We start from the raw sequence: 24,642 nt of genomic DNA on the forward strand, positions 1-24,642 counted from the left end.
GTCGATTCGGCGCCTCCCTCGTTCGACGGTTCACCACAGATCCGACGAACGAGGGAGGCGACCGATGGGCAAGCTGACCGTCACGGCGTTCCTGACTCTGGACGGCGTGGTGCGCGGACCGGGTCACGTCGACGCGCAGATGGGCGCGGCCCTGGCCCGCTGGCAGCGCCGCGCGTCGGCGTTCCTGCAGGTCAGGAACGTCGCCGACTACTGCCCGAGCGCCGGTGATCTGCCGAGGCACGTCGTCACCGGCAACCTCGCCGCCGAGATCCGCCGGTTGAAGGCCCACTACGACGGCGAACTGCAGCTCCACGCCAGCGGCAGCCTCGTGGCCGAGCTCGACGACCTCGTCGACGAGTACCGGCTGCTCGTCTTCCCCGTCGTCCTCGGCGAAGGCCACCCGCTCTTCCCCGCCGGTGCGCACCCGCTCGCACTGCGCCCGCTGTCGACGAGCGCGACGAGCACCGGCGTCGTGATCCAGGAGTACGCGGCCGCGGGCGCGCCGACGTTCGGGTCGATGGCATGACCACGCTCACCGCCACCACGTTCGTCTCCCTCGACGGAGTGGTGCAGGGCCCGGGCACGCCCACCGAAGACCCGCGCGGCGGTTTCGACCTCGGCGGCTGGCTCACGCCGTACTACGACGCGGTGATGGCCGAGTACACCGCCGACTGGTTCTCGCGTGCCGACGCGTTCCTGCTCGGGCGCCGCACGTACGAGATCTTCGCGGGCTACTGGCCCTCCGTCGGCGGCTCCGACCCGGTGGCGGGACCGCTCAATACGTTGCCGAAGTACGTCGCCTCGCGCACGCTCACACGTTCGTCGTGGCAGGGCACGGCGTTCCTGCGCGACGACGTCGTGCGGGCCGTGACCGAGCTCAAGGCCGAGCCCGGGCGGGAGCTGCAGGTGCACGGCAGCGGCGATCTGCTCCAGACGCTGATGGCCGCCGGCCTGGTCGACGAGCACCGCGTGTGGGTGTTCCCCGTGGTGTTGGGAAAGGGACAACGGCTGTTCCCGCCGGGAACACCGCGCCGCGCACTCGAGCTCGTCGAACACCGCACGACCGGCAAGGGTGTCTCCGTGCAGGTCTACCGGACCGCACGACCCGAAGATCAGGACGCTTGACCCACCACCCCATGCTACCCTCTGCGCCGTCACATCATATATCAGATCGGACACACCAGTGACGTTCGAAGTGCAGAAACGGCGGTTGGCGGGCGTCGTCGCGATCCCCGTGACGCCGTTCAACGGGAGCGGCGGGGTCGAGGCGGAGACGTACGGCCGGCTCGTCGAGCGGCTGGTGACCAGTGGCATCGAGGTGGTCACGCCCAACGGAAACACCGGCGAGTTCTACGCGCTCGACGAGCACGAGACGCGGCTGTGCCTCGAGGTCACCGTGAAGGCGGCGCGCGAGGCGAGTGTGCTGGCGGGCGTCGGGCACGACGTGCGCACGGCCGTGAAGGCGGCGCGGCACGCGCGCGACACCGGTGCGGACCTGGTGATGATCCACCAGCCGGTGCACCCGTACGTCTCGCGCGAGGGCTGGGTCGAGTACCACCGCGCGATCGCGTCGGCCGTGCCGGAGGTCGGCGTGGTGCTGTACGTGCGCAACCCCGAGATCGGCGGCGAAGAGCTTGCGTGCCTGGCCGACGCGGCGCCGAATGTGATCGGTGTGAAGTACGCGGTGTCAGATCCTGTGCGTTTTGCAACAGTTTCGCGTGACGCCGGTCTCGAACGGTTCGTCTGGATCGCGGGACTGGCCGAGCTTTCGGCGCCGGGCTATTTCGCCGTCGGCGCGCAGGGGTTCACATCGGGGCTGGTGAACGTCGCGCCGCGCATCTCGCTCGACCTGTTCGCGCGGCTGCGCGAGGGCGATTTCGCCGGTGCCATGCGGTTGTGGGAACTGATCCGGCCGTTCGAACAGATGCGCGCGGCCGAACGAAACGCCAACAACGTGAGCGTGGTCAAGGACGCGTTGTCGCAACTCGGCCTCTGCCGGCCCGACGTGCGGCCGCCGAGCCGCCGGCTGACCGCCGCCGAGCGTGAGCAGGTTTTCGATCTGCTGTCGTCGTGGGGACTTTCTTGAGGTTTCCCGACACCCGCGGGCAATTGCCTTTGTAAGCCGAGGATGAGAGGGTGTGGGCAGGCCGCGGTGCCACCGCGGCCTAGGCCCCAGCGCCCTTCTCCCGGACCGGGACCGGACCCGTCGTGGCCGGAATCCGTCTCTGGACAAGCGATTCGCCTGAACCAGAGCGGTGTCGCGATGACAACTTCGCCCACTTTCGACGCCACGGAACCCGCCACCGGAAGCGATTTCGCCGAACTTTCGCGGCTCGTCAAGGCAGCCGGTCTGCTCAAGCGACGCCGTACTGCCTACGGAATCCGCATCGGCCTCAACCTCGCCGCCTTCGCGGGCGGCTGGGTGGCGTTCGTGTTCCTCGGCGACTCCTGGTGGCAGCTGTTCCTCGCCGCCTTCTTCGCGATGATGTTCGCGCAGCTGGCTTTCATCGGCCACGACGCCGGCCACAAGCAGATCTTCTCCAGCCGCAAGGCCAACGACGCCACCGGACTCGTCCACGGTGGACTCACCGGGCTCAGCTACGGCTGGTGGATCGCCACGCACGCCCGCCACCACGCCAACCCGAACCACGAGGACGAGGACCCGGACGTCGACATCGCCGCGCTCGCGTTCTCGCGCGCGCAGAGCCACGAGAAGCGCGGCTTCCTGCGCTGGGTGGCGAAGTACCAGGCGTTCCTTTTCTTCCCGCTGCTGCTGCTCGAAGGCCTCAACCTGCACGTGTCGAGCATTCGCGCGGTGTGGGCCGGTGACATGCGCCGGCACAAGCTCGAGTCGGCGTTGCTGATCGGGCACCTGGTGGCGTACCTGGCCGCGGTGTTCATCGTGTTGTCACCGCTGACGGGTCTGGTGTTCATCGTCGTACACCAGTTCCTGTGGGGTTTGTACATGGGATGTTCGTTCGCTCCCAACCACAAGGGCATGGAAATGCTCGAGACCGGCCACAAGCTCGACTTCCTGCGCAAGCAGGTGCTGACGTCGCGCAACATCCGCGGCGGCGTCGTCGTCGACTTCGCCCTCGGCGGCCTCAACTACCAGATCGAGCACCACCTCTTCCCGAGCATGGCTCGCGGGAACCTCAAGCACGCGCAGGTGATCGTGCGCGAGTTCTGCGCCCGCCACGGGATTTCCTACGCCCAGTGCGGCTGGGCGCGCTCCTACGGCTACGTGCTCGAACACCTTCACTCCGTCGGCGCCCCCCTGCGCGAGCGCGCGCCGGAGCCGGCCACGTCATGACTTCCGCCGAACACGAGACCCCGGCGGAAGTTCGGCCCGAGACGTCCTGCCCCAGCTGCCCGCACCCACTCGAGGAGCACGACGTGATCGCCCGCCGGTACTGCGCGGCGACCGCCGCCGGCCAGGCCGCTGACCGCGGTTGTGTGTGCGGCGCCGCGAAAAAAGCCCAGCACCGAGGACGCTGACCAGCGTCAGTCGAGTGGCAGCGTTTGCGGGAAGTCGAACAGCTCGAACACCGCCGGGGCGAACGTTGTCACTTCAGCGACGTTCCCTCGCGCGATTCGCAACACGTTGAGCCCGAAGGCCCGGAACGCACCGTCGAGCCGGAGGTAGGTCGCGAGCGCCGGGAGGCCGTTGGCCCGCGTTGCCAGCACGTGGAACGCCACGGCGTCCGGACCGCGCAACGCGGGCGCCCAGCCTTCGAGCACAGTCTCTCGGCCCGCGTACCAAGTCGGCTCCGCGCCGACGTGCCCGCCGGCGCCCGGGCCGTGACTGCAGCGGACGTCTTCGCGCAACAACGAAGCGAACGCCTCTTCGTCGTGATCCACCAACGCCGCCATGTACCGCGCCACCACAGCGCGTTCCTCGTCGCTGCCCTCGGAAGACCACTCCGTCCGCCGCTGCGGCAGGTGCTCCTTCAGCGACGCCCGCCCCTGCAGCACGGCGGTGTTGATCGACGCCGGCGTCGTCTCGAGCGCCGCCGCCGTCTCGCGGGCCGACCAGCCGACCACGTCGCGCAGCACCACCGCCGCACGACGGCGTGGGGACAGGTGCTGGATCGCCGCGAGGAACGCCAGCTCCACCGTCTCGCGCGCGACCACCTCGCCGAGCACGTCGTCGGGCACCGGCTGCAGCCACGGCACCGCGACGTCCGGCCGCGGCGCCAGATCGGAACCGCCGGCCGTCGGCAAGTCCAGCACCGGCAGCTCACGCGGGTGCGCGGTGAGGTGATCCAGGCACGCGTTCGTCGCGATGCGATACAGCCACGCGCGCAGGCCGGCGCGGCCGTCGTAGGTGCCGCGGCCGCGCCACGCGCGCAACAGCGTCTCCTGCACCAGGTCCTCGGCCTCGTCGAAGGAACCGAGCAGCCGGTAGCAGTGCACCCGCAGCTCGTGGCGGTGCGTCTCGGTTTCGGTCGCGAAGTCCGTCATCTCTTCAACCATGTCCCATGAGACGGGACACGGCGGGAGAAATCGACTCTTCGCAGGTCAAACGGAATGTGGCCGAAGTTACTCGCGCGTTAAAAGCGTGTCAGCGCGGCCGGGCGGAGCGTCAGGGTGGTGTTCACGGCTGGGGTGAATCGAACACCACCGCAGTGTGCTGACGGTGTCCGAATTCGCACATCGTCCGGAGGTCACCGTGACACTCAGCGAGCTCCTCCCCAGCCTCGGTTGTGAGGCCGCCGACCATCTCGAGCCGGGGCTCTGGCCGCGCAGCACCTGCCTCGGCGAAGGCGGTGAGCTGATCTTCGCGGGTGCTCCGGTGAGCCACCTGGCCAACCGGTTCGGGACCCCGGCGTACCTCATCGACGAGGCCCAGGTGCGCGACACCGCGCGCGCCTACCGCCGTGCCCTGCCGGAGGCCGAAGTGGCCTTCGCGAGCAAGGCGCTGTGCACGCGCGCCGTGGTGCGCTGGATGGCGGAGGAAGGCCTCTCGCTGGACACGTGTTCGGCGGGCGAGCTCGCCGTCGCGCGGTCCGTCGGCTTCCCCGCCGAGCGGATCCTGTTGCACGGCAACGCGAAAACCCCCGAAGACCTCAAGGCCGCGCTGGAGTACGGTGTGCGCCGCATCGTGCTCGACTCGCTCGACGAGATCGAGCAGCTCGGCGCACTGGCCCACGGAGCGCAGCAGGTCATGATCCGCGTGACGCCCGGCGTCTCCGGCGACACCCACGCGGCGATCACCACCGGCACCGAGGGGCAGAAGTTCGGCTTCTCGCTGCGCCCGGATGTCCGCGACAACGTGGACCGCGCCGTCGCCGCCGTGCTCGCGCAGCCCGGGCTCAGGCTGGTGGGGCTGCACTGCCACATCGGCTCGCAGGTCGTGCGCGTCGACCGGTACGAGGAGGCCGCGCGACGCATGGTGGAGGTGCTGGTGCGCGTGCGCGACCAGTACGGCGTCACCCTGGGCGAGCTGGACCTCGGCGGCGGCCACGCCGTGCCCTACCTCGACCGCGAGGCGTCGTTCGATCTCGACGGCTACGCGCGTCGGCTCCGGGTCGCGCTGGCCTATGAATGCTCGTCGCACGACTTTCCCTTGCCCCGCTTGACGATCGAGCCCGGCCGCGCGATCGTCGGCCCCGCCGGGATCACGGTGTACCGGGTGTGCGCGGTGAAGCGCGGCAGTCGGACGTTCGTCGCCGTCGACGGCGGCATGAGCGACAACGCGCGCCCCGCCCTGTACGGCGCCCGCTACACCGCGCGCCTCGTCGGGCGGCACACGAAGGCCGCGCGCAAGCCGATGACCGTGGTCGGCCGCCACTGCGAGTCGGGTGACGTGCTGGCCGACGACGTCTGCCTGCCCGACGACGTGCACGCCGGCGATCTGCTGGCTGTGCCGTGCACCGGCGCGTACCACCACTCGCTGGCTTCGAACTACAACCTCGTGGGCCGCCCGCCGCTCATCGGCGTGCGTGACGGCTTCGCGAAGCTACTCGTGCCCCGCGAAACCGAGGAGGACCTGCTGCGCCGCTGCTGAAGCGAGCCGGTTGCTGACCTCAGCCCCAGGTCAGCAACCGGTAGTGCAGCCCCGTCGACGATTCCTGCCACTCGCCGGTGGAGTCCGGCGGCCGCCCGACCTCGGGCGCGAACGTGTCACCCTCGAAGTGCTCCTGGATCTCCGTGACCACGATCCGGTCCGCGAACGGCAGCGCTGCCCGGTACACGGCCTCGCCGCCCATCACCCACACGTCCCCGGACACCGCGGCGAACGCCTGCGCCAGGTCGGGGAACGTCTCGACGCCTTCCTGCGGCGTGCGCGAAAGTACGAGGTTGCGCCGGCCGGGCAACGGCCGGAATCGCGGCGGCAGCGACTCCCACGTCCGGCGGCCCATCAGCACGGTCGCGCCCGAGGTCAGCTCGCGAAAGTGCTTCAGGTCCTCCGGCAGGTGCCACGGCAGCGCGCCGTCGCGGCCGATAACACCGTTGGCCGACTGCGCCCATTCGACCCCGATCACACCGCCACCGGTGCCTTGATGCCGGGATGGGGGTCGTAACCGTCGACCGAGATGTGCTCGTAGGTGTAATCGAACAGGCTGTCGGCCGGCTTCAGGCTCAGCGTCGGGAACGACCGCGCGTCGCGCGCGAGCTGCGTGCGGACCTGGTCGACGTGGTTGTCGTAGACGTGGCAGTCGCCGCCGGTCCACACGAAGTCGCCGACGCGCAGGCCCACCTGCTCGGCGATCATGTGGGTGAGCAGGGCGTAGCTGGCGATGTTGAACGGCACGCCGAGAAACAGGTCCGCGCTGCGCTGGTAGAGCTGGCAGGACAGCTCGCCGTCGGCGACGTAGAACTGGAAGAACGCGTGGCACGGCGGCAGCGCCATGCGCGGGATGTCGGCGACGTTCCACGCGGACACGATCATGCGCCGCGAGTCGGGGTTCTCGCGCAGCGTCTTGAGCACTTCGCTGATCTGGTCGACGTGCCCGCCGTCCGGGGTCGGCCACGAGCGCCACTGGACGCCGTAGACCGGACCGAGGTCGCCCTCGGGGGAGGCCCACTCGTCCCAGATCGTGACGCCGTTGTCCTGCAGCCAGCTGACGTTGGAGTCGCCGCGCAGGAACCACAGCAGCTCGTAGGCGATCGAGCGGAAGTGGACCTTCTTCGTGGTGACCAGCGGGAAGCCGTCGGCCAGCCGGTAGCGCAGCTGGTGCCCGAAGATCGACCGCGTGCCGGTGCCGGTGCGGTCCTGCTTGCGGGCGCCCGTGTCGAGCACGTGGCGGAGCAGGTCTTCGTACTGTGTGTCCGGCATGCCCACCAGCCTAAATCAGACCTCGATGGCTTCGCCGTCACGCGCCACCGACCCGCGGGGCAGGCGTCGGCCGGCGAAGAACTCGCGGCACGCGCGGTGCACGGCGAGCATCAGCGGGAACCCGATCAGGATCGACACGACCCCGATCACGGCGACGCCGCCGATGCCGAACACGGTGGTCTCCCCCGCGTCCGGCTTCGCGTATTCGATGACCGCGAGCACCAGCACGGCCAGGAAGAACACCGCGCCGACGAACGGCAGCACCCCGCGCAGGAAGAAGTGGCGCAGGCTGGCCAGCAGGGTCTTGCGGAACACCCAGACGCACGCCAGTGCCGTCATCGTGTACTCGATCGCGATGGTCAGGCCGACGGCGTCGACCGAGTCCGAGAGGACGTTGTCGCTCCACACCGCGAGCAGCACGTAGAGCACGAGCGAGACGAGGCCGAACGCCCAGGTGGAGACCGACGGCGTCTGATACTTCGGGTGCACGCGGCCGAAAACCTTGGGCAGCGCGCCGTGGCTCGCCATCGACAGCGTGGTGCGCGCGGCGGGCATGATCGTCGCCTGGCTGGTGGCGGCGCCGCTGGTGAGCACGGAGACGACGAGCAGCAGGCCCATCACCTTGCCGAGCCCGGAGCCGCCGAACACCGCGCCGCCGAGGCCGGCCAGCACGTCTTCGGAGTTGGCCTCGTTGCCCAGGCCGATGCCGCTCTCCCCGACGCCGGCGAACGCGAGCGCGGCGACCGTGACGAGCAGGTAGTTGAGCACGAGCAGCACCGTCGAGAGCACGGCGGCGCGGCCGGGCGCGCGGCGCGGGTCGGCCGACTCCTCGTTGACCGACAGCGAGCTTTCCCAGCCCCAATAGATGAACACGGCCAGCAGCACCGCCGACACGGCCGTGCCGAGGCCGACCCCGTCGGGCCACAGCCAGCTCCACTGCGGGTGGCTTGCCTGCGGACCGGCGCTGCCCGCGTAGACGCGGACAAGGGCGACGACGGAGAAGATGATGAGCACGGCGAGCTCGATGCCCAGCAGGATCCACTGGGCGCGCGCGGACACCTCGATGCCGCGGTAACACAGGTAGCAAAGCGCGAGCAGCCACGCGCAGCCGGTGGCGGTGGTCACGGCGCGGTTGTCCGCGAGGCTGTCCGCGCCCAGCAGGAGCAGCGTGTAGCGGCCGGTGAGCGCCGACTGGCTGCTCATGACCAGCAGCTGCGCGACGGTGACCACCCAGCCCGTCATCCAGCCCGCGCGGCTTCCGAACGCGCGCGTCGCCCAGGTGAAGTTGGTGCCGCAGTCGGGTTCGGCGGTGTTGAGCTCGCGGAACGCGACAGCCACGAAGAGGACGGGGATGAACGACAGCAGGATGAACGCGGCGGCCTTGAAGCCGGCGCCCGCGAGCACGATGAAGCCGAGCGTCGCGGCGATCGAGTACGCCGGGGCCGTCGACGACATCCCGATGACCAGCGCCGACACCATGCCCAGCGCCCCTGTCCGGAGTCCTTTGGCCGGCACGGCCGGGGCGGGGTGTGCGCCGAGCGCGACGGCTTCGGACATGACCGGTCCTCCTTACGCGGGGGTGGGATTTTGGTCGGACCCGTTAGGCCTTCCGGGTGTTTCTCGTACTTTCGGGGCCCTTCTGGGCCGTTTCACAGCCGCCAGACGGTACCGAGAAGGTGCTCGAGCCCGGCACTCCGTGTGCGCCGTTGCACATCCGCGCGCCGAAAACATCACCTCGACAGCGCCTTGACCACTGATTCCGGCGTCGTCGTCGGCCGGGCCGGGGGATCACGTGAATCCCGAAACAAACTCCTGTTCGGGCGCGAGGGCAGATACGCTGCGCGCCTAAGGAATCACATGCCGAAACACAGGGAGGGACGGCATGGGTGACGGAAACCGTACGAAGGTCGAGGAGCTGCGCACGCCGAAGGCGTTGGACGGCACAGACAGAACCTTGATCGCCCTGCTCCAGAGCGACGGCCGCGCCTCGTTCACCGCACTGGCCAAAGCAGTCGGACTCTCCGAGGGCGCCGTGCGCCAGCGAGTCCAACGCCTGCTGCGCGACGACATGATGCAGATAGTCGCCGTGACGGCCCCCGAAAACGTCGACTTGACCCGCCAGGCCATGATCGGCATCACCGTAAGCGGCGACCCGCGCGAGGTCGCCAACCGCCTGTCGGACCTCGCCGACGTCCACCAGGTTGTCCTCTGCGCCGGCCGCTTCGACCTCCTGGCCTCCCTGATCTGCCGCGACGACGAGCACCTGCTGGCCGTCCTGGGAGACCAGGTGCGCCCCATCCCCGGGGTGACTTCCACGGAGCTGTTCGTGTACCTGAAGCTGGCCAAGCAGAACTACGCGTGGGGCAACCTGACTGTGTGAGGTTTTTCCCCGCGTTTCTCGGATGAGGCCGGGTCCCCGCCTCAGTTCCGAGCTTTTTTCCGCTGTGACTGGGTGTTTGAGGTGGGCTTCCGACTCCGGCCTCTTGCTTCCCGTCTGGGTGCGTGCGTTTTTCTCTTTATCCCCAGCCCTTCCCCGCTCACCACACAGCCCCGCCGTTCCAGGCAGGGGTTCCGGCAAAGTCGTTGTGGTGTTCGCACCGACCCGATGGGCACGCTGCGGCTGGCATGCATGGGACTGCTGTCGCGTTGGTGCGATGGGTCCCCCTCTCGCTCGCAAGCTGGTGCGAACGGTCCCCTCGTACCGGCTCGGTGGCGGGACCCATCGCGCGTGCATGCTGCGGCGCCGACGATCCGGTCGCGCCGATTCGCGACGCGAGCAGGCTCGGCGGCGGTCCCGTCGCGCTCGCTTGCGGCCCGAGCAGCTCGGGCGCGCCAGTTCGTGACCGCGAGCAGCCAGCGGCGGTGGCAGTGGCAGCGGTGGCAGTGGCAGTGGCACGAGTGGTCCCTCCGCGCCTGCCGGTGGCACAAGCGGTCCTGTCGCGGCGAAACCACTCTCGCGAGCTGTTCCGGCGTCCCGCTGCAGCCCCCTTCCGGCGGTCCCGCAGAGCCGGGCGCCCGCAAGGTCTCGCCGTGCCGCCCCGCCAACACCGAAGCCCCTCAAACAGCAGGCGAACGGTCCGGCCTGCGGGCACGGCTCGTCGCCCGGTCAGCCCTGCCGGTCGCGCTCCGGCTGCGGCGGGTTGGCGGGGATCGGATCGTCCTTGGGGAGACGGAGCGGGACGACGAACCACAACAAGCCGAACAGCAGGACCGTGAAGCCGCCCGCGGCGATGAGGGCGGCGGTGCCGTAGACGACCTTCGCGATGAGGGCGACCGTCAGTGTGACCGCCCCGGCGAGGCAGCCGAAGCCGACCAGCACGACGCGGTTGCCGACGCGCAGGATCTCGTCGCGGCGACCCGTGCGGAACAACAGGCGGTGCCACGCCGCCGGTGCGGTGAGCAGCGCCGTCGCGGCGACCGCCAGCAGCACCGCGAACATGTGCAGCATCTTCTCGAGCCCACTGGCCGCCTGGAACCGGTCGGTGAACACGACCGCCAGCAGGAACCCGAACAGGATCTGCACCCCGGCCTGCGCGACGCGCAGCTCCTGAAGCAGCTCGCCGACGTTGCGCTGCAGCTTCTGGTTGCGCGTCTCCCCGGTGTGCTCCACGTCGCGGTTGTCGATGACCTCGTCGGCCTCCACCGGCGGTGCACCGTCGGTGGTCGAACCGAGGCCGGCCCCACGGCGGAATTCGGCTCCTGCGGGGTCTGCGGAGGACGGGTTGGCTCGGCTCTGCTCGTCGGGATCAGTCATCGGATGGGCTCCAGGGTTGGCTTCCTGCCGAAACACTAAGCCCGACCGCCAGGCCCCGCCCTCCCCGAGAACCTGGCCGACCAGCCTGTGCAGGATTCACCCGACACTGCCCACGACGGGGGAACTGCTCACACGTTCGGGTGGCGCCCATGGCGTCGCAGTCCGCGCGCTGGCTAGAGAGTGACCATGCGAATCGCTCCCACACTCCTTTCCGCTGCTCTCGTCGCCGGCTTGGCCGGCCTCTCCGGCGCCACCGCCGAAGCGGCAACCCCGGTGCACTTCACCTCCGCGCACGGCACCTTCACCGGGTACGCCCCAGGCGCCCACGCCGTGACCTATCGCGCCGACCTCGTCCCGGGCGGCGCGCAGGCCCACGTGTTCGGCACGTCCGCACGGGCCACCGGCACCACCACCGTGCTCGTGGTCACCGGCCTGCTGCCGAACCACCAGTACGGCGCCCACGCCCACGCGAACGCGTGCGGCCCCACCGGCGACGACGCCGGCCCGCATTTCCAGCACACGCCGGACCCGGTGAAGCCATCGATCGACCCCGCCTACGCGAACTCGCGCAACGAGATCTGGCTCGACTTCACCACCGACCGCTTCGGCACGGGTCACGCCAAGTCCACTGTGGACTGGAAGTTCGGCTCACGACGCGCGCACTCCGTGGTGATCCACGAAACCCACACGCACACCGACCCCGGTCACGCCGGCACTGCGGGCGCCCGGCTGGCCTGCCTGGACGTCGGGTTCTGAACTAGAACCCCCAAGAGCGCTCCGGGACGATGCGGACGCGCACCGAGAACGACGCGTCGAACGCGGCCGCGTCGGCGTATCCGACGCCGGCGTAGGACGGCTCGTACTTGTCGAGGTAGCCCGGCGCTTCGGAGGGTTTGCCCTCGTCGACGTGGGCGAGGCCGTTGACGACGAGGATGCTTCCACCGTTTTCATCGCTGTTGAGGTGGAAGCTCACCTCCGGGCTGCCGGCGATGTGGCGGAGCTTGGCGGTGTCGGGCTGGCTGAACACCAGGATGTCGTCGCCGTCGAGGACGAACCACACCGGGCGTGGTGCGGGGCGTCCCCTCGGCGTGATGGTGGTCAGCCAGCCCACGGGCTCGCCGGCGCGCTTGATCAGGTTCGGGTCGGGTGTGTACGACATCTTCGATCTCCCCTCGGAAGTGGTGAGATCAAGAGAACCACAACCCACCGACAGTTTCCGCTAGCGCGAGGCGACCATCCGCGCATATCGGCTCCCTGCAAGCAAAAGAACGAGACCGGCGCCGAGAAATGCACCCACTCGGGCGAGCCCGTCGAGCGCCGCGAGGTCGAACAGCACCAGCTTCGCGACCGCGGCGGCGACCAACACCAGACCCACCACGCGAAGCGCGACGACAGCGATACCGCGGAGAAGCAGGACGAGGGCGGTGACCGTCCAGGAAACGGTGATCAACGCGTGGCCCAGCAGGAAACCGGATCGGCCGGCAACCGCCAGGAGCGCCGCGCACAGGACCAGGCCGGCTGCGCCGTAGAGGGCTGCGAGTCCGCCGGGAAGCCACGGCAAAAGCTTGCTGGGCTTGAGGATTTCGAGACGCACAGCGGCCCAGGTCAACGCGATCGCGGCACCCAGCATGAGCGCGGCCGCGGCGAGTGCGGCGAGCAGGTCCGCGGTCGTGTGCGGACTGGGGACGACGAGCAGCGCCGGCGTCACGTCCACGACGATCGCGACAAGCCCGCCGATCACCGCGAAAGCCAGCGAACCCCCTAGTGCGAAACGGTTCTTCGTGTATCGAGCGGCGAACGCGAGCGCCACGGCTTCGCCCAGCAACACCGCACTCCCGTCGAATTCCGTGACAGTGGCCTGCAATGCGGCAACCAGACCGGCGACACCCGCGACGGTCCCGGCTTGGCCACGCACGAGCGGCCATGTCGCGACAAGGACAACCGCTACCGCACCCGCCAACAGCGCGGCCTGCGTCTTCGGAAGCACCACCGCGGCGGCCAACACGGGCAGTGGCGCGACGGCGAGTACGGCCAGCAAAGCCGGATCGTTTTCCGTGCGGTGCAACATGATCAGCGAAATCGCAGCGCTCACGAAGCCGGCGGCCACCGCGACGCCGGTGTTCTGCGTGTGCAACACGGTGCCGATCAGCGACGCTGTCAAGGGTGGAATTGCCGAAGTGAGCGAAAGGGACCGCCACGACCGTCGCAACTGGACGGGCACCGTCGCGATCTGGATGATGAGCAAGAAGGTCACGAGTTCCGGCGTGAAGCCCTGGGTGATCACGGGTGCGCACACGCCGCACGCGACAACAACGGAACTGGCGAGCAGAGGGGAATCCCACATGACGGCGAGCAACAGCCCGCCCACCGCGGTCACGAGCCCGACGGCGAGGCCCGCGGGGATGGGCAGGAACTCGTACAGGGAGGTGGCGGCTATCGCGTCGAGGTAAAGCGTCGCGATCCCTGTCGCGGCAAGGGCGAACGCACCGGTGCGCGCGGCCGGCTTGCGATGCAGCCACGCCCCCGCGCCGACGAGCGCCGCACCGAACACGGCTCCCACGAGCACCCGCGGCAACGGCCCCAGCCACCCGCGCTGCACCGCGAGCACCAGCAGCAGCACGACACCCAGCAACGTCACGGCCCCACCGACCCACGCGAGCAATCGCGACCCGGCGCCCTCCTTGCCGAGCCGCTCGCTCAGCGTGGGCGACGGGGTGTAGGCCGGGAAGGGGTTGGTCTGGGGGTAAAGCTGCTGCGCGTACGGCTGGGGTGCGGGCGGCATCGGGTAGGCGTAAGGGCCCGGGTAGGGCTGGTAGGCGGGGCCGTACGGCGCGTACGGCTGAGGGCCGGCCTGGGGGTGCGTTGGCTGCGGAGCCGCCTGGGGCGGCTGGTGGTGGTCTGCTCCGGCTTGGTAGGTCGGCTGCGGAGCTGCCGGGGACGGCTGGTGCGGTCCGGCTTCGTAGGTCGGCTGCAGAGCTGCCTGAGGTGACTGGTCTGCTCCGGCTTGGTGCGTCGGCTGCTGAGCCGCCTGGGGTGAAGCCTGGTGCACGACAGTCTGAGCCTGCGGCTGCTCGCCGCCGGGCTGCTGCGGACTGGGCTGCGCTTGTGCGGCCGGCTGCGGGGTGGCCCGCGGCTGCGCAGCGGCCGACGAAGGGTGCGCGTGTCCGGGCTGGCTGGGGTCCTGGACCTCCAGGACCGCAGCGGGCTGCTGCGTCTCGGCGGGCGTCACCGGCCGGCCCGGCGGCACCGGCGGCTGAGAGGTGGGCTTGACCAGCGGGTTGACCGACCCACCCTGCTGAGCCGGGTCCGCGGTCGACGTGCCGGGCGCCCCTGCGACGCGGAGTTCGGTGCCGACGGCGGCGATGTGCCGGCCGAGGTCGTCGAGGGCGTCGGCGAGGCGGTGCAGCGTGGCGGCGTCCGTGGTCATGCGGTCAGGGTCGGGGATGGGTGGTGGTGATCGGATCCGTAGCACTACTCAACCCCGGACACGGGACGGTTGCGATCACTCCGGGCTAGTCTTCGCGCCGAAGGCCCGGCGACGAGGAGTGGCGTGAACGATCAGCTGCTGAACGACCTCGCCGAGCTGGCCGAGGTGCTCCGGCCGCACGAACCGGGCGCTGCGACGTTCCTCCGGACGCACCACGAACGGCTCGTGCACGCGAAGACCCCGCTCGAACGGCGGCGCGAGCTGAGGTCGTTGCTCGGCCTGTTCCGCGGCGCGGCAGGAAGCTTCAACGACCTCTCCTTCCACGACCACGGCGACCTTCTGCCCGAGAACGCACGCATGGAGGAACTGCGGGCCGCCGTCGCGCGGCAGGCTCGCGAGAAGCTGGACCACCGCTAAGGCGCGGCCGGCGGCCCCGCCTCAAACCTGCGGCGAGGTTCCGCGCAGGCCAACGCCCACTCCTCGGCTGGCAGGGAGAGGCCCTGCGCTCCGTGGCTGGAGCGAAGTCGCCGCACCGGTCGCCCCGATTGGCAGCCAAGTCCCGAACACAGGCCGCCACACTTCGCGGCCTACAGCGGGTTCTGCGGGGCTATCCGCAGCCCTCCCGAGCTTTGGATAGCGCCCGAGACCGAAGACCGGACCGTCAGCCGGCTTGAGCGATCACCTCGTCCATCGTCGCCATGATCGAGATGGTTTCGTCGAGCGGCATCAGTGGGCTCTCCAGCGCGCCGACCGCGAGGAGGCGGGCGACCTCGTCGGCCTGGTGGCGAAGGCCGCGTCCGGGGTCGGTGTGGGTGTGGCGGACGGCGGTGCCGCCGCGCGGGGTGACGGTGAAGGAGGCCGGAGCGTAGAAGGCGCCTTCGATGTCCAGGCGGGCGTCGGTGCCGACGATGGAGGCCGTGGTGGGTGAGGCGGCGCGGAGGGTGCAGTTGAGGACCGCGTGGGCGCCGCTGTCGTAGCCGAAGAGCATGGACGTCTGGGCGTCGACGCCGGTGAACGCCGGCGAAACGATCGAGGCCACGCGCGACGGCGTCCCGAGGATCATCGACGCGAACGAAACCGGGTAGACGCCCAGGTCGAGCAGCGCGCCGCCGCCGAGGGACGGGGCGAAGAGGCGGAAGCCGGCGTCCTCGGCGAACCACTGGCCGTGGTCGGCGGAGACGGTGACGATGTCGCCGAGCTCCGGGAGCAGGCTGCGGACGTGGTGGATGTGCGGCAGGAAGCGCGTCCACATCGCTTCCATCAGGAACAGTCCGCGTTCGCGGGCGAAGGAGACCAGCGAACGGGCCTCGTCGGCGTTCATGGTGAACGGCTTCTCCACCAGCACCGGTTTGCCGGCGGACAGCGCGAGCATGGCGTTGTCGTGGTGCATCGGGTGCGGGGTGGCGACGTAGACGACGTCGACGTCCGGGTCCTCCGCAAGCGCCTTGTAGCTGGCGTGGCGGGTGGGGATGCCGAGACGGTCGGCGAAAGCGTCGGCACTCTCCTGGCTGCGTGAGCCGACGGCGGCGACCACGCCGGAATCGGTGAGCTTCAGGTCCTCCGCGAAGGCACCGGCGATGCCGCCCGTACCCATGATTCCCCAGCGCAGCATGCGTCCTCCACGTTTTCGCCCGAAACTGTCGGACCCAAGACATACCATCGACCCACCCGAACGGAGGAGGCGCCATGACCACACTCGTCAACCGCCCGAAGACCGGCCTGCTCGTGATCGACGTGCAGAACGGCGTGGTCGACCACGCCCACGAGCGTGACAAGGTCGTCGCCAACATCGGCGTGCTCGTCGACAAAGCCCGCGCCGCCGACGTGGACGTGGTGTGGGTGCAGCACAACAGCGACCACATGCGGCGTGACAGCGAGAAGTGGCAGTACGTGCCGGAGCTCGTCCGGCGGGACTCGGAAGCGTTGGTCCAGAAGACCTACCCCGACTCGTTCGAGGAAACCGACCTCGAGTCGGTGCTGGCCGAGCGCGGGATCGGGCGCCTGTTCGTCTCGGGGGCGCAGACGGACGAGTGCATCCGCTCGACCCTCCACGGCGCCATCGCGCGCGGCTACGACGCCACCCTCGTCGGCGACGCGCACACCACCGAAGACCTCTCGGAGTACGGCGCGCCGACGCCCGACAAGGTCATCGCACACACGAACCTGTACTGGAGTTACCACGCGGCGCCCGGCCGGACGGCCGGCACGGTGCCCACCGAGGAGGTCGACTTCACAGCCTGACCTGCGCGAAGTCAGAACACCTCCGCTGCCGAGACCCTCGGCAGACCGGCGAGTGCCGGCTCCTCGCCCTCGACCGCGGCCAGCACGGCCGCCGCGGCGAGGCCGGCTCGACGGCACAGTTCCACAGCCGCTTCCGCCACGCCTGTGCAGCCGGGGCGCGCCAGGATTGGGACCACGTGGCCGGGCCGGGTGAGATCGGTCCACGTCGTGGTCGGGGCCGCGAGGGTGCGCGCGGTCAGCGCACGATCGTGGGCGGAGATGCCGGTGGTGGTGCCCTCGGCGGCGTCCACGGAGACGGCGAACGGCGGGCAGTCGGTGTCGTCGGAGGGGAGCAGCGGGATGCGCAGGGCGCGCAGCCGCTCGCGCGGAAGGGCGACGCAGGCGAAACCGCTGGTGTAGCGGATGAGGAAGGCCATCGACGCGGTGGTCACCAGCTCGGCCGAGAGGACCAGGCAGTCGTCGAGCAGCACCGGTTCGCCGCGGCCCAGGGCCGCGAGCGCTCCGACGTCCAGATCGGCGGCGAGGCTCATCAGCCCAGGTAGTCCGTGATCGCGACAAGGGTGTCGTCCGGATACTCCAGGAGCATGGCGTGGCCTCCGCGGGGCAGGACCCGCAGCGAAGCGTTCGGCAGCAGCGAAGCCATTTCCACGGACTGCGACACAGGCGTCAGGACGTCTTCGGCGCCGGCCAGCACGAGGGTTGGGGTCAGCGCCGAAGGCAGGTCCGGGCGGGAGTCGTAGCCGCGCAGGCCCGCGGCTTGCGCTTCGAAGCCCTCCAGCGACGTCGGGTACGGGTCGTCCGCAGCCAGTTTCGCCTGGGCAGCAAGGGTTTCGTGGTCCGACAACACCCGGGCGGTGAAGGCCCAGGCCATGCCGATCACGCCGACGGCCAGCGGGTCCACGTCGGCGCGGCGGAGGGCGAGGCCGGCGTCGAGCCAGGCCTGCTGGATGGGGGTGTACGACGGGAAACCGTTGAGCAGCACGGCTTTCGACAGGATCGAACCGTGGTGGATCAGCATCGACTGCAGCACCGACGCGCCCAATGACCAGCCGACGGCGGCGACCGGACCGAGGTCCAGGAACTGCACCAGCGCGGCCGCGTCGTCGGCCAGCGTGTCCACCGCGTACGGACCCGGGGGCACCGCGCTGCGGCCGACGCCCCGGTTGTCGAAGGTGATCACGGTGAACCGGCGGCTCAGTTCGGGCACAGCGCCCGCCCACGCGCTCGAGTTGGCGCCGAGGCCGGCGATGAGCAGCAGCGGCGGGCCTTCGCCCGCGGTGTCGTAGTGGAGGGTCACGCCGTTCACGGTCGCTGTCGCCAAGGGGCACCGTCCTCTCGAAGACACGAGCATCCGGCCGCGCCGGGTCGCGCGACAACGGGAGGATGTACACGAGCCGCACATCAGACGTGGGTGAACGCACACGCACTGCGCCATCCAGCGGCTTTTGGTCGACGGGGCCTCACATCTGTGGTCAAGATGTCAACAGGCACCGAGGAGACGAGATGGACACCAACGGCGGTGTGACCACCACGGAACGGGACCTGGCCAGGCTGCTGCACCTGCTCGCCGACGAAACCGGCGCGACGGGCGAGTTCGACCGGCTCGGCGAGGACCTGGCGGGCGAGGGTGATGGGGAGCTCGTCGCCCTCACGCTGACCAGGGCCGCGCGCATCCGCGGGCTGCTCGCCGACCGCAAGCGCCGCGAGCGGGAGATGCAGGCGCTGCTCGACACGGCCAGTGACCTCGCCTCGGTGCGCGAGGTCGACGCCGCGCTCGACGCGATCGTCGCCCGCGCGCGACGGCTACTCGGCACGGACGCCGCGTACATGGCACTCGTCGATCCGGAGACGGGCGACGCGTACATGCGCGTCACGCTCGGCACGATCACGCGGCCCATCGAATCGCTGCGGCAGCCGCCCGGGTATGGCGTCGGCGGCTGGGTCGCGCAGGAAGGCCGCCCGTTCGCCACCGCCAATTACCTGCGCGACGACCGGATCCGCCGCAAGCACTCCGTCGCGTCGGCCGTGGCGGAGGACGGGATCGTGAGCATCCTCGGCGTCCCGATGCGCGTGGGTGTGGAAGTGATCGGCGTTCTGTTCGGAGCCAACCGCGACGAGCGAACATTCGCACAATCCGAGATCGATCTGCTGGGCTCGCTGGCGGATCACGCAGCGATCGTGTTGGAAAACGCACGCCTCTTCGCGGCCACGAAGGCGACCGCCGAAGAGCTGACCGTCGCCAACGACCAACTCGCCCGCCACAACAAAGCCCTCGAACAGGCAGCGACGGCCCACGAACAGCTGATGGCAATGGTCCTGCGCCGCGCCGACCTGGCCGAACTGGTGGCCGCCGTCGCGGAGACACTCGACGGCGCGGTTCTGGCGGCCGAGCCCGACGGGACACCGCTGGCGAAGGCCGGTCCGGCGGAGTTGCTGGACCGGCTGCCGGACCTACCACCTGACGACCCCGGGCCCGCCAGCGCACGGGACCGACGACCAAGCGCACGAAGGATGCCTTCGCTCGCCACCCAACCCGACAGCACACCGGTGGTGGAGACCAGCGTGCCGGAGCCGGCCGCCCAGTCGCCTGGCGAGCCGGGAACCGACCGAGTCCGCGAGCGGGACCGCAACGCCCGGAAGGGGACCGCACTCGCCGCGGAAGACGATGGAATGCCCGTGGTGGAGGACGGCCTGACGGATCCACCTGCGCTGTCTGAGGAACCTGGCCGCGAGCAGGGCCGGCGCGCGATAGGGCGCGCCGACGAACTCGACCAGACAGGCGAGCCCGAGAAGGCCGGGCTGCCTGAGCCTCAGGCCAACGAGCCCGATGAGCTCGACAAGGCCGGGCCACCTGAGCGGGCGGCCGGCCCGCCCGGGCCCGGGCGGGTGCGGGACTTGGGTCGCCGCGCCTGGACGGTGCCCGTGCGGGCCGGCGGCGAGACGTTCGGGCACCTGGTGTTCGCCGGGCGAGTGGAGCCGTTGGACACCGACAAACGGATCCTCGAGCGGTCTGCGCAGACGGCGGCCCTGTTGTTGCTGGTCGAACGTCAGATGTCCGCAGCCGAACAGCAAGTGCGCGGGCAGGTGGTGGATGAGTTGCTTGCCGAACGTGAGCCGGATTGGGTGGCGTTGCGGAGGCGCGCGAAGGTGTCCGGCGCGATCGACTTTTCCGTGCGGCAGACGGTTCTCGTGTTGTCCGCGACAGGTACCACGAGGAGACGTCTGCTGAGGGCCGCCGCCGACTATGTGCGGGCGCACGGGGGTGTCGCGACCGAGCACGGTGGGCATGTCGTGTTGCTGGTCCCCTGCGCCGAAGCGACGGCAGCCGTGAGAGCGGCAAGAAAGCACCTCGAGCGCGCGACTGGCGGCACCGTCACCGCGGGTGTGGCGGGACCCGCCGCGACCGCGCCCGTCGTGCGGAGCCTGCATCGGGAAGCCGAGCGCTGCCACCGGTTGCTCGTCGCGCTCGGGCGCGCGGGCACCGCCGCCAGCCTGGCGGACCTCGGGGTGCTCGGCCTGGTGCTCGACGGCGCCTCGCGCGAACACGTCCGCCGGCTCGTCGAGGACAGCGCGGGCCCGATCCTGGCCTACGACACCGAACATGGCTCCCTGCTCGCCGAAACCCTCGACGGCTACTTCGCCGCCGGCGAGAACCCGCGCGCCGCCGCGCGCCGGCTGCAGGTGCACGCCAACACCGTCTACCAGCGCCTCGACCGCGTCGACCAAGTGCTCGGGCATCGCCGTTGGCGCGAGCCCGCGGGCGCGCTCACGCTGCGCATCGCCCTGCAACTCCGACGCGTAATCGACCAGATCCCGGTGGTGTCATGACAGCGGAAGCGCTCGCCAGGTCCACAGTAGACACTCCGGCCGAAGTCCTCGCCCACCTCACCTCCCTGCTCGCCGAAGAGGCGCCCGCCGCCGATTTCGAAGCCGTCGAGGCACACGTCCGGGCGCTTCCCGAAGGCGACCGGAAGAACCTGTTGCGGCAAGCGATCGCCGACGCCCGCACCGTCCGTGACATCCTCGCCCGCCGCGCGCAACGCGAACGCGAAACCCAAGCCCTGTACGAAACCGCGCGCGACCTGACCTCGCTGCGAGACGTCGACGAGGTGCTCAGCGCCATCGTCGAACGCGTCCGCCGCCTGCTGGCCACCGACTCCACCTACATCGCCCTCATCGACGACGACACCGGCGACGCCTACATGCGTGTCACCTCCGGCACGGTCACGGCGCCGATCCGCTCGGTGCGCCAACGGCCCGGCTCAGGCGTCGGCGGCCGCGTGATCGCGACCGGACGTCCGTTCGCCACCACCAATTACCTCACCGACCCGCGCATCCGCCGCGAGACGCAGGTGGCGAGCGCCGTCGGGGAAGATGGTGTGGTGAGCATCGCCGGTGTGCCGATGAAACTCGGACAACGGGTAATCGGTGCGTTGTTCGCAGCCGATCGTCACGAGCGAATATTCGATCAACACGACATCGCTTTGTTGACCTCGCTCGCGCACCACGCGTCGGTGGTGATCGACAACGCGCGGCTGTTCGGCCAGCTCGGCAGCACCACGGAGGAGCTGCGCGAGACCCACGCGCAAATGTCCGAACAACGCCACGCGCTTGAGCTCGCCGGCGCCGCCCACGAGCTCCTTATGCCGCTCGCGCTGGCAGGCGCCGACCTCGGCGAAGTTGCCGACACGATGGCGCGGCTGCTCGACGGCACCGTCGCCCTCGAGACCGGCACCGACCGCGTCGCCGCGACCGCGCCCGGCGGGATCCCGGTCGAGGCCGTGTTCCGCACCGGCACCGTCGTGCCGCTGCGCGCCGGCGGCGAGACGCACGGGCGGCTGTACTTCGGCCGCACCCAGCCACTGACCGAAACCGAACTCGGCACACTCGAACGCGCGGCACAAACCGCAACGCTCCTGGTACTTCTCGAACGCCAGACGGCGACAGTCGAACAAGACCTGCGCCACGAGCTGGTGGAAGACCTCCTCGGTGAACGCGAACCCGACTGGGACTCGATCACGCGGCGTGCGAAAAGGTTCACCGTCCTGGTGGAAAACGAACCTCACGTGATCGTGGTGGTATCAAGCGATGCGCCAGAACTCACCACGGCCGCCGAATGCGCCGCCACCCGGCGCGGCGGCCTCGCGAGCGAAGTGGACGGTCACCTCGTCCTGATCCTTCCCGGGTGCGACGCCGGCGCCATCGCCCGGGCCGTCGCGGCCGAGCTCGACGCGAGCACCCCCGTCACCGCCGGAGGCGCCGGCCCGGCCCACGACCTCCCGGCGCTGCGCACCACCCACCACCAAGCCCTGCGCTGCCACCGCCTCTTACTCGCCCTCGGCCGAAAAGGCAGCGGCGCCGGCCTCGACGAGCTAGGCGTCGTCGGCGTAGTCCTCGACAACGTCGGCCCCGACCAACTGCACCGCGTCGTCCGCCGGGCCCTGGGACCGCTGCTCGACTACGACTCCGAACACCGCTCGTCCCTGCTGGCCACCGTCGAGTGCTACTTCGACCGCGGCCAGAGCCCACCCGCCGCGGCCCGCGCGCTCGGCATCCACGTCAACACGCTCTACCAGCGCCTCGACCGCATCGACCACGTGCTCGACGGAGCCGGCTGGCGCGACCCCGAAAACACCCTCGACCTGCAGGTCGCCCTGCAGCTCTACCGGCTCATGCCGGACCCCGCCGCGCCCGCTCTCGCAGCACGAACTTCTGCACCTTCCCGGTAGACGTCTTCGGCAGCTCACCGAACTCCACCGACTTCGGCGCCTTGAACCGCGCCAACCGCGACCGCACGTGGGCCACGATCTCCTCCTCCGTCGCCGACGCACCCGCGTGCAGCGTCACATACGCCGCCGGCACCTCGCCCCAGTGCTCGTGCGGCACGGCGACCACCGCGACCTCCAGCACAGCCGGGTGGTCCGCGATCGCCTGCTCCACCTCGACGGACGCGATGTTCTCGCCACCGGAGATGATCACGTCCTTGCTGCGGTCGCGCAGTTCCACGTACCCGTCGGGATGCAGAACGCCCAGGTCACCGGTGCGGAACCAACCGTCGGGCGCGGCCGCGCGCGTGGCCTCGGGGTCGTTGAAGTAGCCGAGCATCACGTTGTTGCCCCGCAATGCGATTTCACCGACCGTCACTCCATCTGCGGGCACGTCCACCCCGTCGGCGCCGATCACCCGTACGACGCAGGCGATCATGTTCCCCACGCCCTGCCGTGCCTTCATCCGTGACTGCGCCGCCGCGTCGAGGACGTTCCACTCCGGCCGCCAGTCGCAGATCATCGCCGGTCCGAAGGTTTCCGTGAGTCCGTACAGATGCGTCACGTCGAACCCCAGCTCACCCATGCGCCGCAGGATCGCCGGCGACGGCGGGGCGCCACCGGTCGCCACGCGCACCGTCGGTGTGACCGGTGCGGCTTCCTGTGCGTAAGCCAACATCGACAACACCGTGGGCGCGCCGTTCAGGTGGGTGACGCCCTCCTCACGGATCAGCCGCCACACCTCGACGGGCTCGACCTTCGGCAGGCACACGTGTGTCGCCGCGGCCGCCGTGACGGCCCACGGGAAACACCAGCCGTTGCAGTGGAACATCGGCAGTGTCCACAAATGCACAGAAGATGGTGACAATCCCACGTGACCCACCATCGCCAACGCCTGCAAGTACGCGCCGCGGTGGTGGTACAACACGCCTTTCGGCCGACCGGTGGTGCCGGACGTGTAGTTGATCGACAGCACCGCCCGCTCGTCGTCGGGCGTCAACGCCAGCGGGGCCGCGGCCGCGAGCAACGCCTCGTACTCGTCCCCGGCCCGGATCCGCCGCACCCCGCTGACACTCGACAGCACCTCGTCCACCAGCGGGTCGAACACCGGATCGTGCACCAGCACCGACGCCTCGGAATGCTCCAGGATGTATGCGACCTCGCGCGCCGACAGCCGCGTATTCACCGCGACCAGCGGCACTCCCGCCCACGGCACACCGAAGTTGGCCTCCAGCAACACGTGCGTGTTCGGCGCCAGCACCGCCACCGGACGCCCACCGGCCAACGGCGCCAGCGCCCCCGCCAGCCGACGACACCGGTCGTGCAGCTCCGCGTACGTCCACCGAGAAGCCCCGTCCACCACCGCGACCCGAGAACCGTGCGCCGCCGCCGCACGGTCCAGATAGGACAATGGCGTCAGCGGCTCGAACGAGAGCTCCATCAGGCGACCCGCGCCGCGGCGACGAGACCCGCGAACCGCACCACCTCGTCGGCCACCAGGTGCAGCTGCTGCACCACACGCGGCTGGTCACAGGCACCGTCGGCGAACTGCGTCTCCAGCGAGTTCACCACCGCGCCGTACGGCGTGACCCAGCCGCGCAACGCGTGCACCACTGAGCGCAACGCGCCCAGCGTCGTCACCCCCGCCTGCCACCCGTGCGCCGCCACGACGAGTCCGACCGCCCGGTCGGCGAGGTACGACAACGGGTCCTCGCGCATGTCCTCCACGTAGTCCAGGGCGTTTTTGACCAGCCCCGACATCGACCCGTGGTAGCCGGGCGAGGCGATGATCACCCCGTCGGCCCGGCGCAGGTGATCGACGAGCTCGCGCGCCACCGCACCGCCGTCGCCGCCCGGCGCGTACATCGGCAGCTGGGCCAACGAAGCCCCGGCGAACGCGTGCGTGGTCGCGCCCAGCTCTTGCGCGTGCCGCAACGCGATCCGCAGCGACTGCTCACTCGACGATCCGGGACGCACGGTGCCCCCAAGGCCCACGACGTGCAGCTGTCCAGCTCGTTCCACGATCCACCACCCGTCACTCGCGCTGACTTGGCCACCTCATCGTCAGCGGGAGCCCGGCGCCGCGGCAATGGGAATCCGCACATGCCGCGGGCCGGCAGTGCGCACGAACTTCCGTTGTCGCACCCGCGTGCCACAGGTCACAGTCGAGCGC

24 protein-coding genes are annotated in these 24,642 nt (G+C 70.1%); 12 read left to right on the plus strand and 12 right to left on the minus strand.

The features are described from left to right. Positions 1 to 64 precede the first annotated feature (64 nt). The 5 genes from ABZU76_RS03945 (at position 65) to ABZU76_RS03965 (ending at position 3,498) form a co-directional block, all read left to right on the plus strand. On the plus strand, positions 65 to 526 hold the full coding sequence (locus ABZU76_RS03945) for a dihydrofolate reductase family protein (protein ID WP_354864842.1): 462 nt from the start codon (positions 65 to 67) through the stop codon (positions 524 to 526). Further along, positions 523 to 1,125 carry a dihydrofolate reductase family protein gene (locus ABZU76_RS03950; RefSeq protein WP_354864844.1) on the plus strand — a complete coding sequence of 201 codons (603 nt, stop codon included), beginning with the start codon at positions 523 to 525 and terminating at the stop codon, positions 1,123 to 1,125. Before ABZU76_RS03945 ends, ABZU76_RS03950 begins: the two co-directional genes overlap by 4 nt. A gap of 58 nt (positions 1,126 to 1,183) precedes the next feature. After that, on the plus strand, positions 1,184 to 2,086 hold the full coding sequence (locus ABZU76_RS03955) for a dihydrodipicolinate synthase family protein (protein ID WP_354864846.1): 903 nt from the start codon (positions 1,184 to 1,186) through the stop codon (positions 2,084 to 2,086). 177 nt (positions 2,087 to 2,263) lie between these two features. Further along, positions 2,264 to 3,313: an acyl-CoA desaturase gene (locus ABZU76_RS03960; protein WP_354864848.1), complete on the plus strand. Its 1,050-nt coding sequence runs from the start codon at positions 2,264 to 2,266 to the stop codon at positions 3,311 to 3,313. Next, positions 3,310 to 3,498 (plus strand): RGCVC family protein, encoded by a 189-nt coding sequence (locus ABZU76_RS03965; RefSeq protein WP_354864850.1) that lies wholly within the window; start codon positions 3,310 to 3,312, stop codon positions 3,496 to 3,498. Before ABZU76_RS03960 ends, ABZU76_RS03965 begins: the two co-directional genes overlap by 4 nt. 6 nt (positions 3,499 to 3,504) lie before the next feature. Here the strand turns inward: ABZU76_RS03965 and ABZU76_RS03970 are convergent, their stop codons facing one another. Further along, positions 3,505 to 4,464 (minus strand): RNA polymerase subunit sigma-70, encoded by a 960-nt coding sequence (locus ABZU76_RS03970; protein ID WP_354864852.1) that lies wholly within the window; start codon positions 4,462 to 4,464, stop codon positions 3,505 to 3,507. 208 nt (positions 4,465 to 4,672) lie between these two features. Here ABZU76_RS03970 and lysA point away from each other — a divergent pair, with 208 nt between their 5' ends. Continuing rightward, entirely contained in the window at positions 4,673 to 6,010 is a 1,338-nt protein-coding gene (lysA, locus tag ABZU76_RS03975) for a diaminopimelate decarboxylase (protein ID WP_354864854.1), read from the plus strand. 19 nt (positions 6,011 to 6,029) lie between these two features. Here lysA and ABZU76_RS03980 read toward each other — a convergent pair whose 3' ends face one another. From ABZU76_RS03980 to ABZU76_RS03990, 3 genes are read right to left on the minus strand one after another with little or no spacing between them, the layout of a single operon-like run. Further along, complete coding sequence (locus ABZU76_RS03980) at positions 6,030 to 6,488, minus strand: dihydrofolate reductase (protein ID WP_354864856.1); 459 nt, start codon at positions 6,486 to 6,488, stop codon at positions 6,030 to 6,032. Beyond that, complete coding sequence (locus tag ABZU76_RS03985) at positions 6,485 to 7,282, minus strand: thymidylate synthase (RefSeq protein ID WP_354864858.1); 798 nt, start codon at positions 7,280 to 7,282, stop codon at positions 6,485 to 6,487. The genes ABZU76_RS03980 and ABZU76_RS03985 overlap by 4 nt, the downstream gene beginning before the upstream one ends. 15 nt (positions 7,283 to 7,297) lie before the next feature. Next, a complete protein-coding gene (locus ABZU76_RS03990; protein WP_354864860.1) occupies positions 7,298 to 8,839 on the minus strand; it encodes an APC family permease in 1,542 nt (513 codons plus the stop codon). Between the two features lie 325 nt (positions 8,840 to 9,164). Here ABZU76_RS03990 and ABZU76_RS03995 point away from each other — a divergent pair, with 325 nt between their 5' ends. Further along, positions 9,165 to 9,662, plus strand: a complete 498-nt coding sequence (locus tag ABZU76_RS03995; protein WP_354864862.1) for an Lrp/AsnC family transcriptional regulator — start codon at positions 9,165 to 9,167, stop codon at positions 9,660 to 9,662. A 726-nt stretch (positions 9,663 to 10,388) separates the two neighbouring features. Here ABZU76_RS03995 and ABZU76_RS04000 read toward each other — a convergent pair. Then, on the minus strand, positions 10,389 to 10,892 hold the full coding sequence (locus ABZU76_RS04000) for a DUF6328 family protein (protein WP_354865961.1): 504 nt from the start codon (positions 10,890 to 10,892) through the stop codon (positions 10,389 to 10,391). A 330-nt stretch (positions 10,893 to 11,222) separates the two neighbouring features. On the opposite strand from ABZU76_RS04000, the gene ABZU76_RS04005 reads away from it, so the two are divergent. Further along, complete coding sequence (locus ABZU76_RS04005) at positions 11,223 to 11,792, plus strand: superoxide dismutase (protein ID WP_354864864.1); 570 nt, start codon at positions 11,223 to 11,225, stop codon at positions 11,790 to 11,792. Position 11,793: 1 nt separating this feature from the next. Here the strand turns inward: ABZU76_RS04005 and ABZU76_RS04010 are convergent, their stop codons facing one another. After that, complete coding sequence (locus ABZU76_RS04010; protein WP_354864866.1) at positions 11,794 to 12,195, minus strand: pyridoxamine 5'-phosphate oxidase family protein; 402 nt, start codon at positions 12,193 to 12,195, stop codon at positions 11,794 to 11,796. 60 nt (positions 12,196 to 12,255) lie between these two features. Continuing rightward, a complete protein-coding gene (locus tag ABZU76_RS04015) occupies positions 12,256 to 14,463 on the minus strand; it encodes a DUF2339 domain-containing protein (protein ID WP_354864868.1) in 2,208 nt (735 codons plus the stop codon). Positions 14,464 to 14,586: 123 nt separating this feature from the next. Here ABZU76_RS04015 and ABZU76_RS04020 point away from each other — a divergent pair, with 123 nt between their 5' ends. Beyond that, entirely contained in the window at positions 14,587 to 14,880 is a 294-nt protein-coding gene (locus tag ABZU76_RS04020; RefSeq protein ID WP_354864870.1) for a hypothetical protein, read from the plus strand. Positions 14,881 to 15,124: 244 nt separating this feature from the next. Here the strand turns inward: ABZU76_RS04020 and ABZU76_RS04025 are convergent, their stop codons facing one another. After that, positions 15,125 to 16,075 (minus strand): Gfo/Idh/MocA family oxidoreductase, encoded by a 951-nt coding sequence (locus tag ABZU76_RS04025; protein ID WP_354864872.1) that lies wholly within the window; start codon positions 16,073 to 16,075, stop codon positions 15,125 to 15,127. A 74-nt stretch (positions 16,076 to 16,149) separates the two neighbouring features. Here ABZU76_RS04025 and ABZU76_RS04030 point away from each other — a divergent pair, with 74 nt between their 5' ends. Continuing rightward, positions 16,150 to 16,704, plus strand: a complete 555-nt coding sequence (locus ABZU76_RS04030; RefSeq protein WP_354864874.1) for an isochorismatase family protein — start codon at positions 16,150 to 16,152, stop codon at positions 16,702 to 16,704. Positions 16,705 to 16,715: 11 nt separating this feature from the next. Here ABZU76_RS04030 and ABZU76_RS04035 read toward each other — a convergent pair whose 3' ends face one another. Next, positions 16,716 to 17,234 carry a 3,4-dihydroxy-2-butanone-4-phosphate synthase gene (locus ABZU76_RS04035; RefSeq protein WP_354864876.1) on the minus strand — a complete coding sequence of 173 codons (519 nt, stop codon included), beginning with the start codon at positions 17,232 to 17,234 and terminating at the stop codon, positions 16,716 to 16,718. Continuing rightward, complete coding sequence (locus ABZU76_RS04040) at positions 17,234 to 18,025, minus strand: alpha/beta hydrolase (RefSeq protein WP_354864878.1); 792 nt, start codon at positions 18,023 to 18,025, stop codon at positions 17,234 to 17,236. The genes ABZU76_RS04035 and ABZU76_RS04040 overlap by 1 nt, the downstream gene beginning before the upstream one ends. A 182-nt stretch (positions 18,026 to 18,207) precedes the next feature. Here ABZU76_RS04040 and ABZU76_RS04045 point away from each other — a divergent pair, with 182 nt between their 5' ends. Next, complete coding sequence (locus tag ABZU76_RS04045; RefSeq protein WP_354864880.1) at positions 18,208 to 20,532, plus strand: GAF domain-containing protein; 2,325 nt, start codon at positions 18,208 to 18,210, stop codon at positions 20,530 to 20,532. Further along, positions 20,529 to 22,433, plus strand: a complete 1,905-nt coding sequence (locus ABZU76_RS04050) for a GAF domain-containing protein (protein ID WP_354864882.1) — start codon at positions 20,529 to 20,531, stop codon at positions 22,431 to 22,433. The genes ABZU76_RS04045 and ABZU76_RS04050 overlap by 4 nt, the downstream gene beginning before the upstream one ends. On the opposite strand, the gene ABZU76_RS04055 is transcribed toward ABZU76_RS04050, so the two are convergent. Then, complete coding sequence (locus ABZU76_RS04055) at positions 22,375 to 23,910, minus strand: AMP-binding protein (RefSeq protein WP_354864884.1); 1,536 nt, start codon at positions 23,908 to 23,910, stop codon at positions 22,375 to 22,377. The two genes, ABZU76_RS04050 and ABZU76_RS04055, sit on opposite strands and share 59 nt — an antisense overlap. Continuing rightward, a complete protein-coding gene (locus tag ABZU76_RS04060) occupies positions 23,910 to 24,491 on the minus strand; it encodes an NADPH-dependent FMN reductase (protein WP_354864886.1) in 582 nt (193 codons plus the stop codon). The genes ABZU76_RS04055 and ABZU76_RS04060 overlap by 1 nt, the downstream gene beginning before the upstream one ends. Between the last annotated feature and the right edge of the window lie 151 nt (positions 24,492 to 24,642).

The organism is Amycolatopsis sp. NPDC005232 (assembly GCF_040607795.1).
Taxonomy (GTDB): Bacteria; Actinomycetota; Actinomycetes; order Mycobacteriales; family Pseudonocardiaceae; genus Amycolatopsis.

Bases quoted from the DNA above. Each gene is read 5' to 3' on its own strand.
- ABZU76_RS03945 (WP_354864842.1), top strand. From the start codon at position 65: ATGGGCAAGCTGACCGTCACGGCGTTCCTGACTCTGGACGGCGTGGTG.
- ABZU76_RS03950 (WP_354864844.1), top strand. From the start codon at position 523: ATGACCACGCTCACCGCCACCACGTTCGTCTCCCTCGACGGAGTGGTG.
- ABZU76_RS03960 (WP_354864848.1), top strand. From the start codon at position 2,264: ATGACAACTTCGCCCACTTTCGACGCCACGGAACCCGCCACCGGAAGC.
- ABZU76_RS03965 (WP_354864850.1), top strand. From the start codon at position 3,310: ATGACTTCCGCCGAACACGAGACCCCGGCGGAAGTTCGGCCCGAGACG.
- ABZU76_RS03970 (WP_354864852.1), bottom strand. From the start codon at position 4,464: ATGACGGACTTCGCGACCGAAACCGAGACGCACCGCCACGAGCTGCGG.
- ABZU76_RS03985 (WP_354864858.1), bottom strand. From the start codon at position 7,282: ATGCCGGACACACAGTACGAAGACCTGCTCCGCCACGTGCTCGACACG.
- ABZU76_RS03990 (WP_354864860.1), bottom strand. From the start codon at position 8,839: ATGTCCGAAGCCGTCGCGCTCGGCGCACACCCCGCCCCGGCCGTGCCG.
- ABZU76_RS03995 (WP_354864862.1), top strand. From the start codon at position 9,165: ATGGGTGACGGAAACCGTACGAAGGTCGAGGAGCTGCGCACGCCGAAG.
- ABZU76_RS04005 (WP_354864864.1), top strand. From the start codon at position 11,223: ATGCGAATCGCTCCCACACTCCTTTCCGCTGCTCTCGTCGCCGGCTTG.
- ABZU76_RS04010 (WP_354864866.1), bottom strand. From the start codon at position 12,195: ATGTCGTACACACCCGACCCGAACCTGATCAAGCGCGCCGGCGAGCCC.
- ABZU76_RS04015 (WP_354864868.1), bottom strand. From the start codon at position 14,463: ATGACCACGGACGCCGCCACGCTGCACCGCCTCGCCGACGCCCTCGAC.
- ABZU76_RS04025 (WP_354864872.1), bottom strand. From the start codon at position 16,075: ATGCTGCGCTGGGGAATCATGGGTACGGGCGGCATCGCCGGTGCCTTC.
- ABZU76_RS04030 (WP_354864874.1), top strand. From the start codon at position 16,150: ATGACCACACTCGTCAACCGCCCGAAGACCGGCCTGCTCGTGATCGAC.
- ABZU76_RS04035 (WP_354864876.1), bottom strand. From the start codon at position 17,234: ATGAGCCTCGCCGCCGATCTGGACGTCGGAGCGCTCGCGGCCCTGGGC.
- ABZU76_RS04045 (WP_354864880.1), top strand. From the start codon at position 18,208: ATGGACACCAACGGCGGTGTGACCACCACGGAACGGGACCTGGCCAGG.
- ABZU76_RS04050 (WP_354864882.1), top strand. From the start codon at position 20,529: ATGACAGCGGAAGCGCTCGCCAGGTCCACAGTAGACACTCCGGCCGAA.
- ABZU76_RS04055 (WP_354864884.1), bottom strand. From the start codon at position 23,910: ATGGAGCTCTCGTTCGAGCCGCTGACGCCATTGTCCTATCTGGACCGT.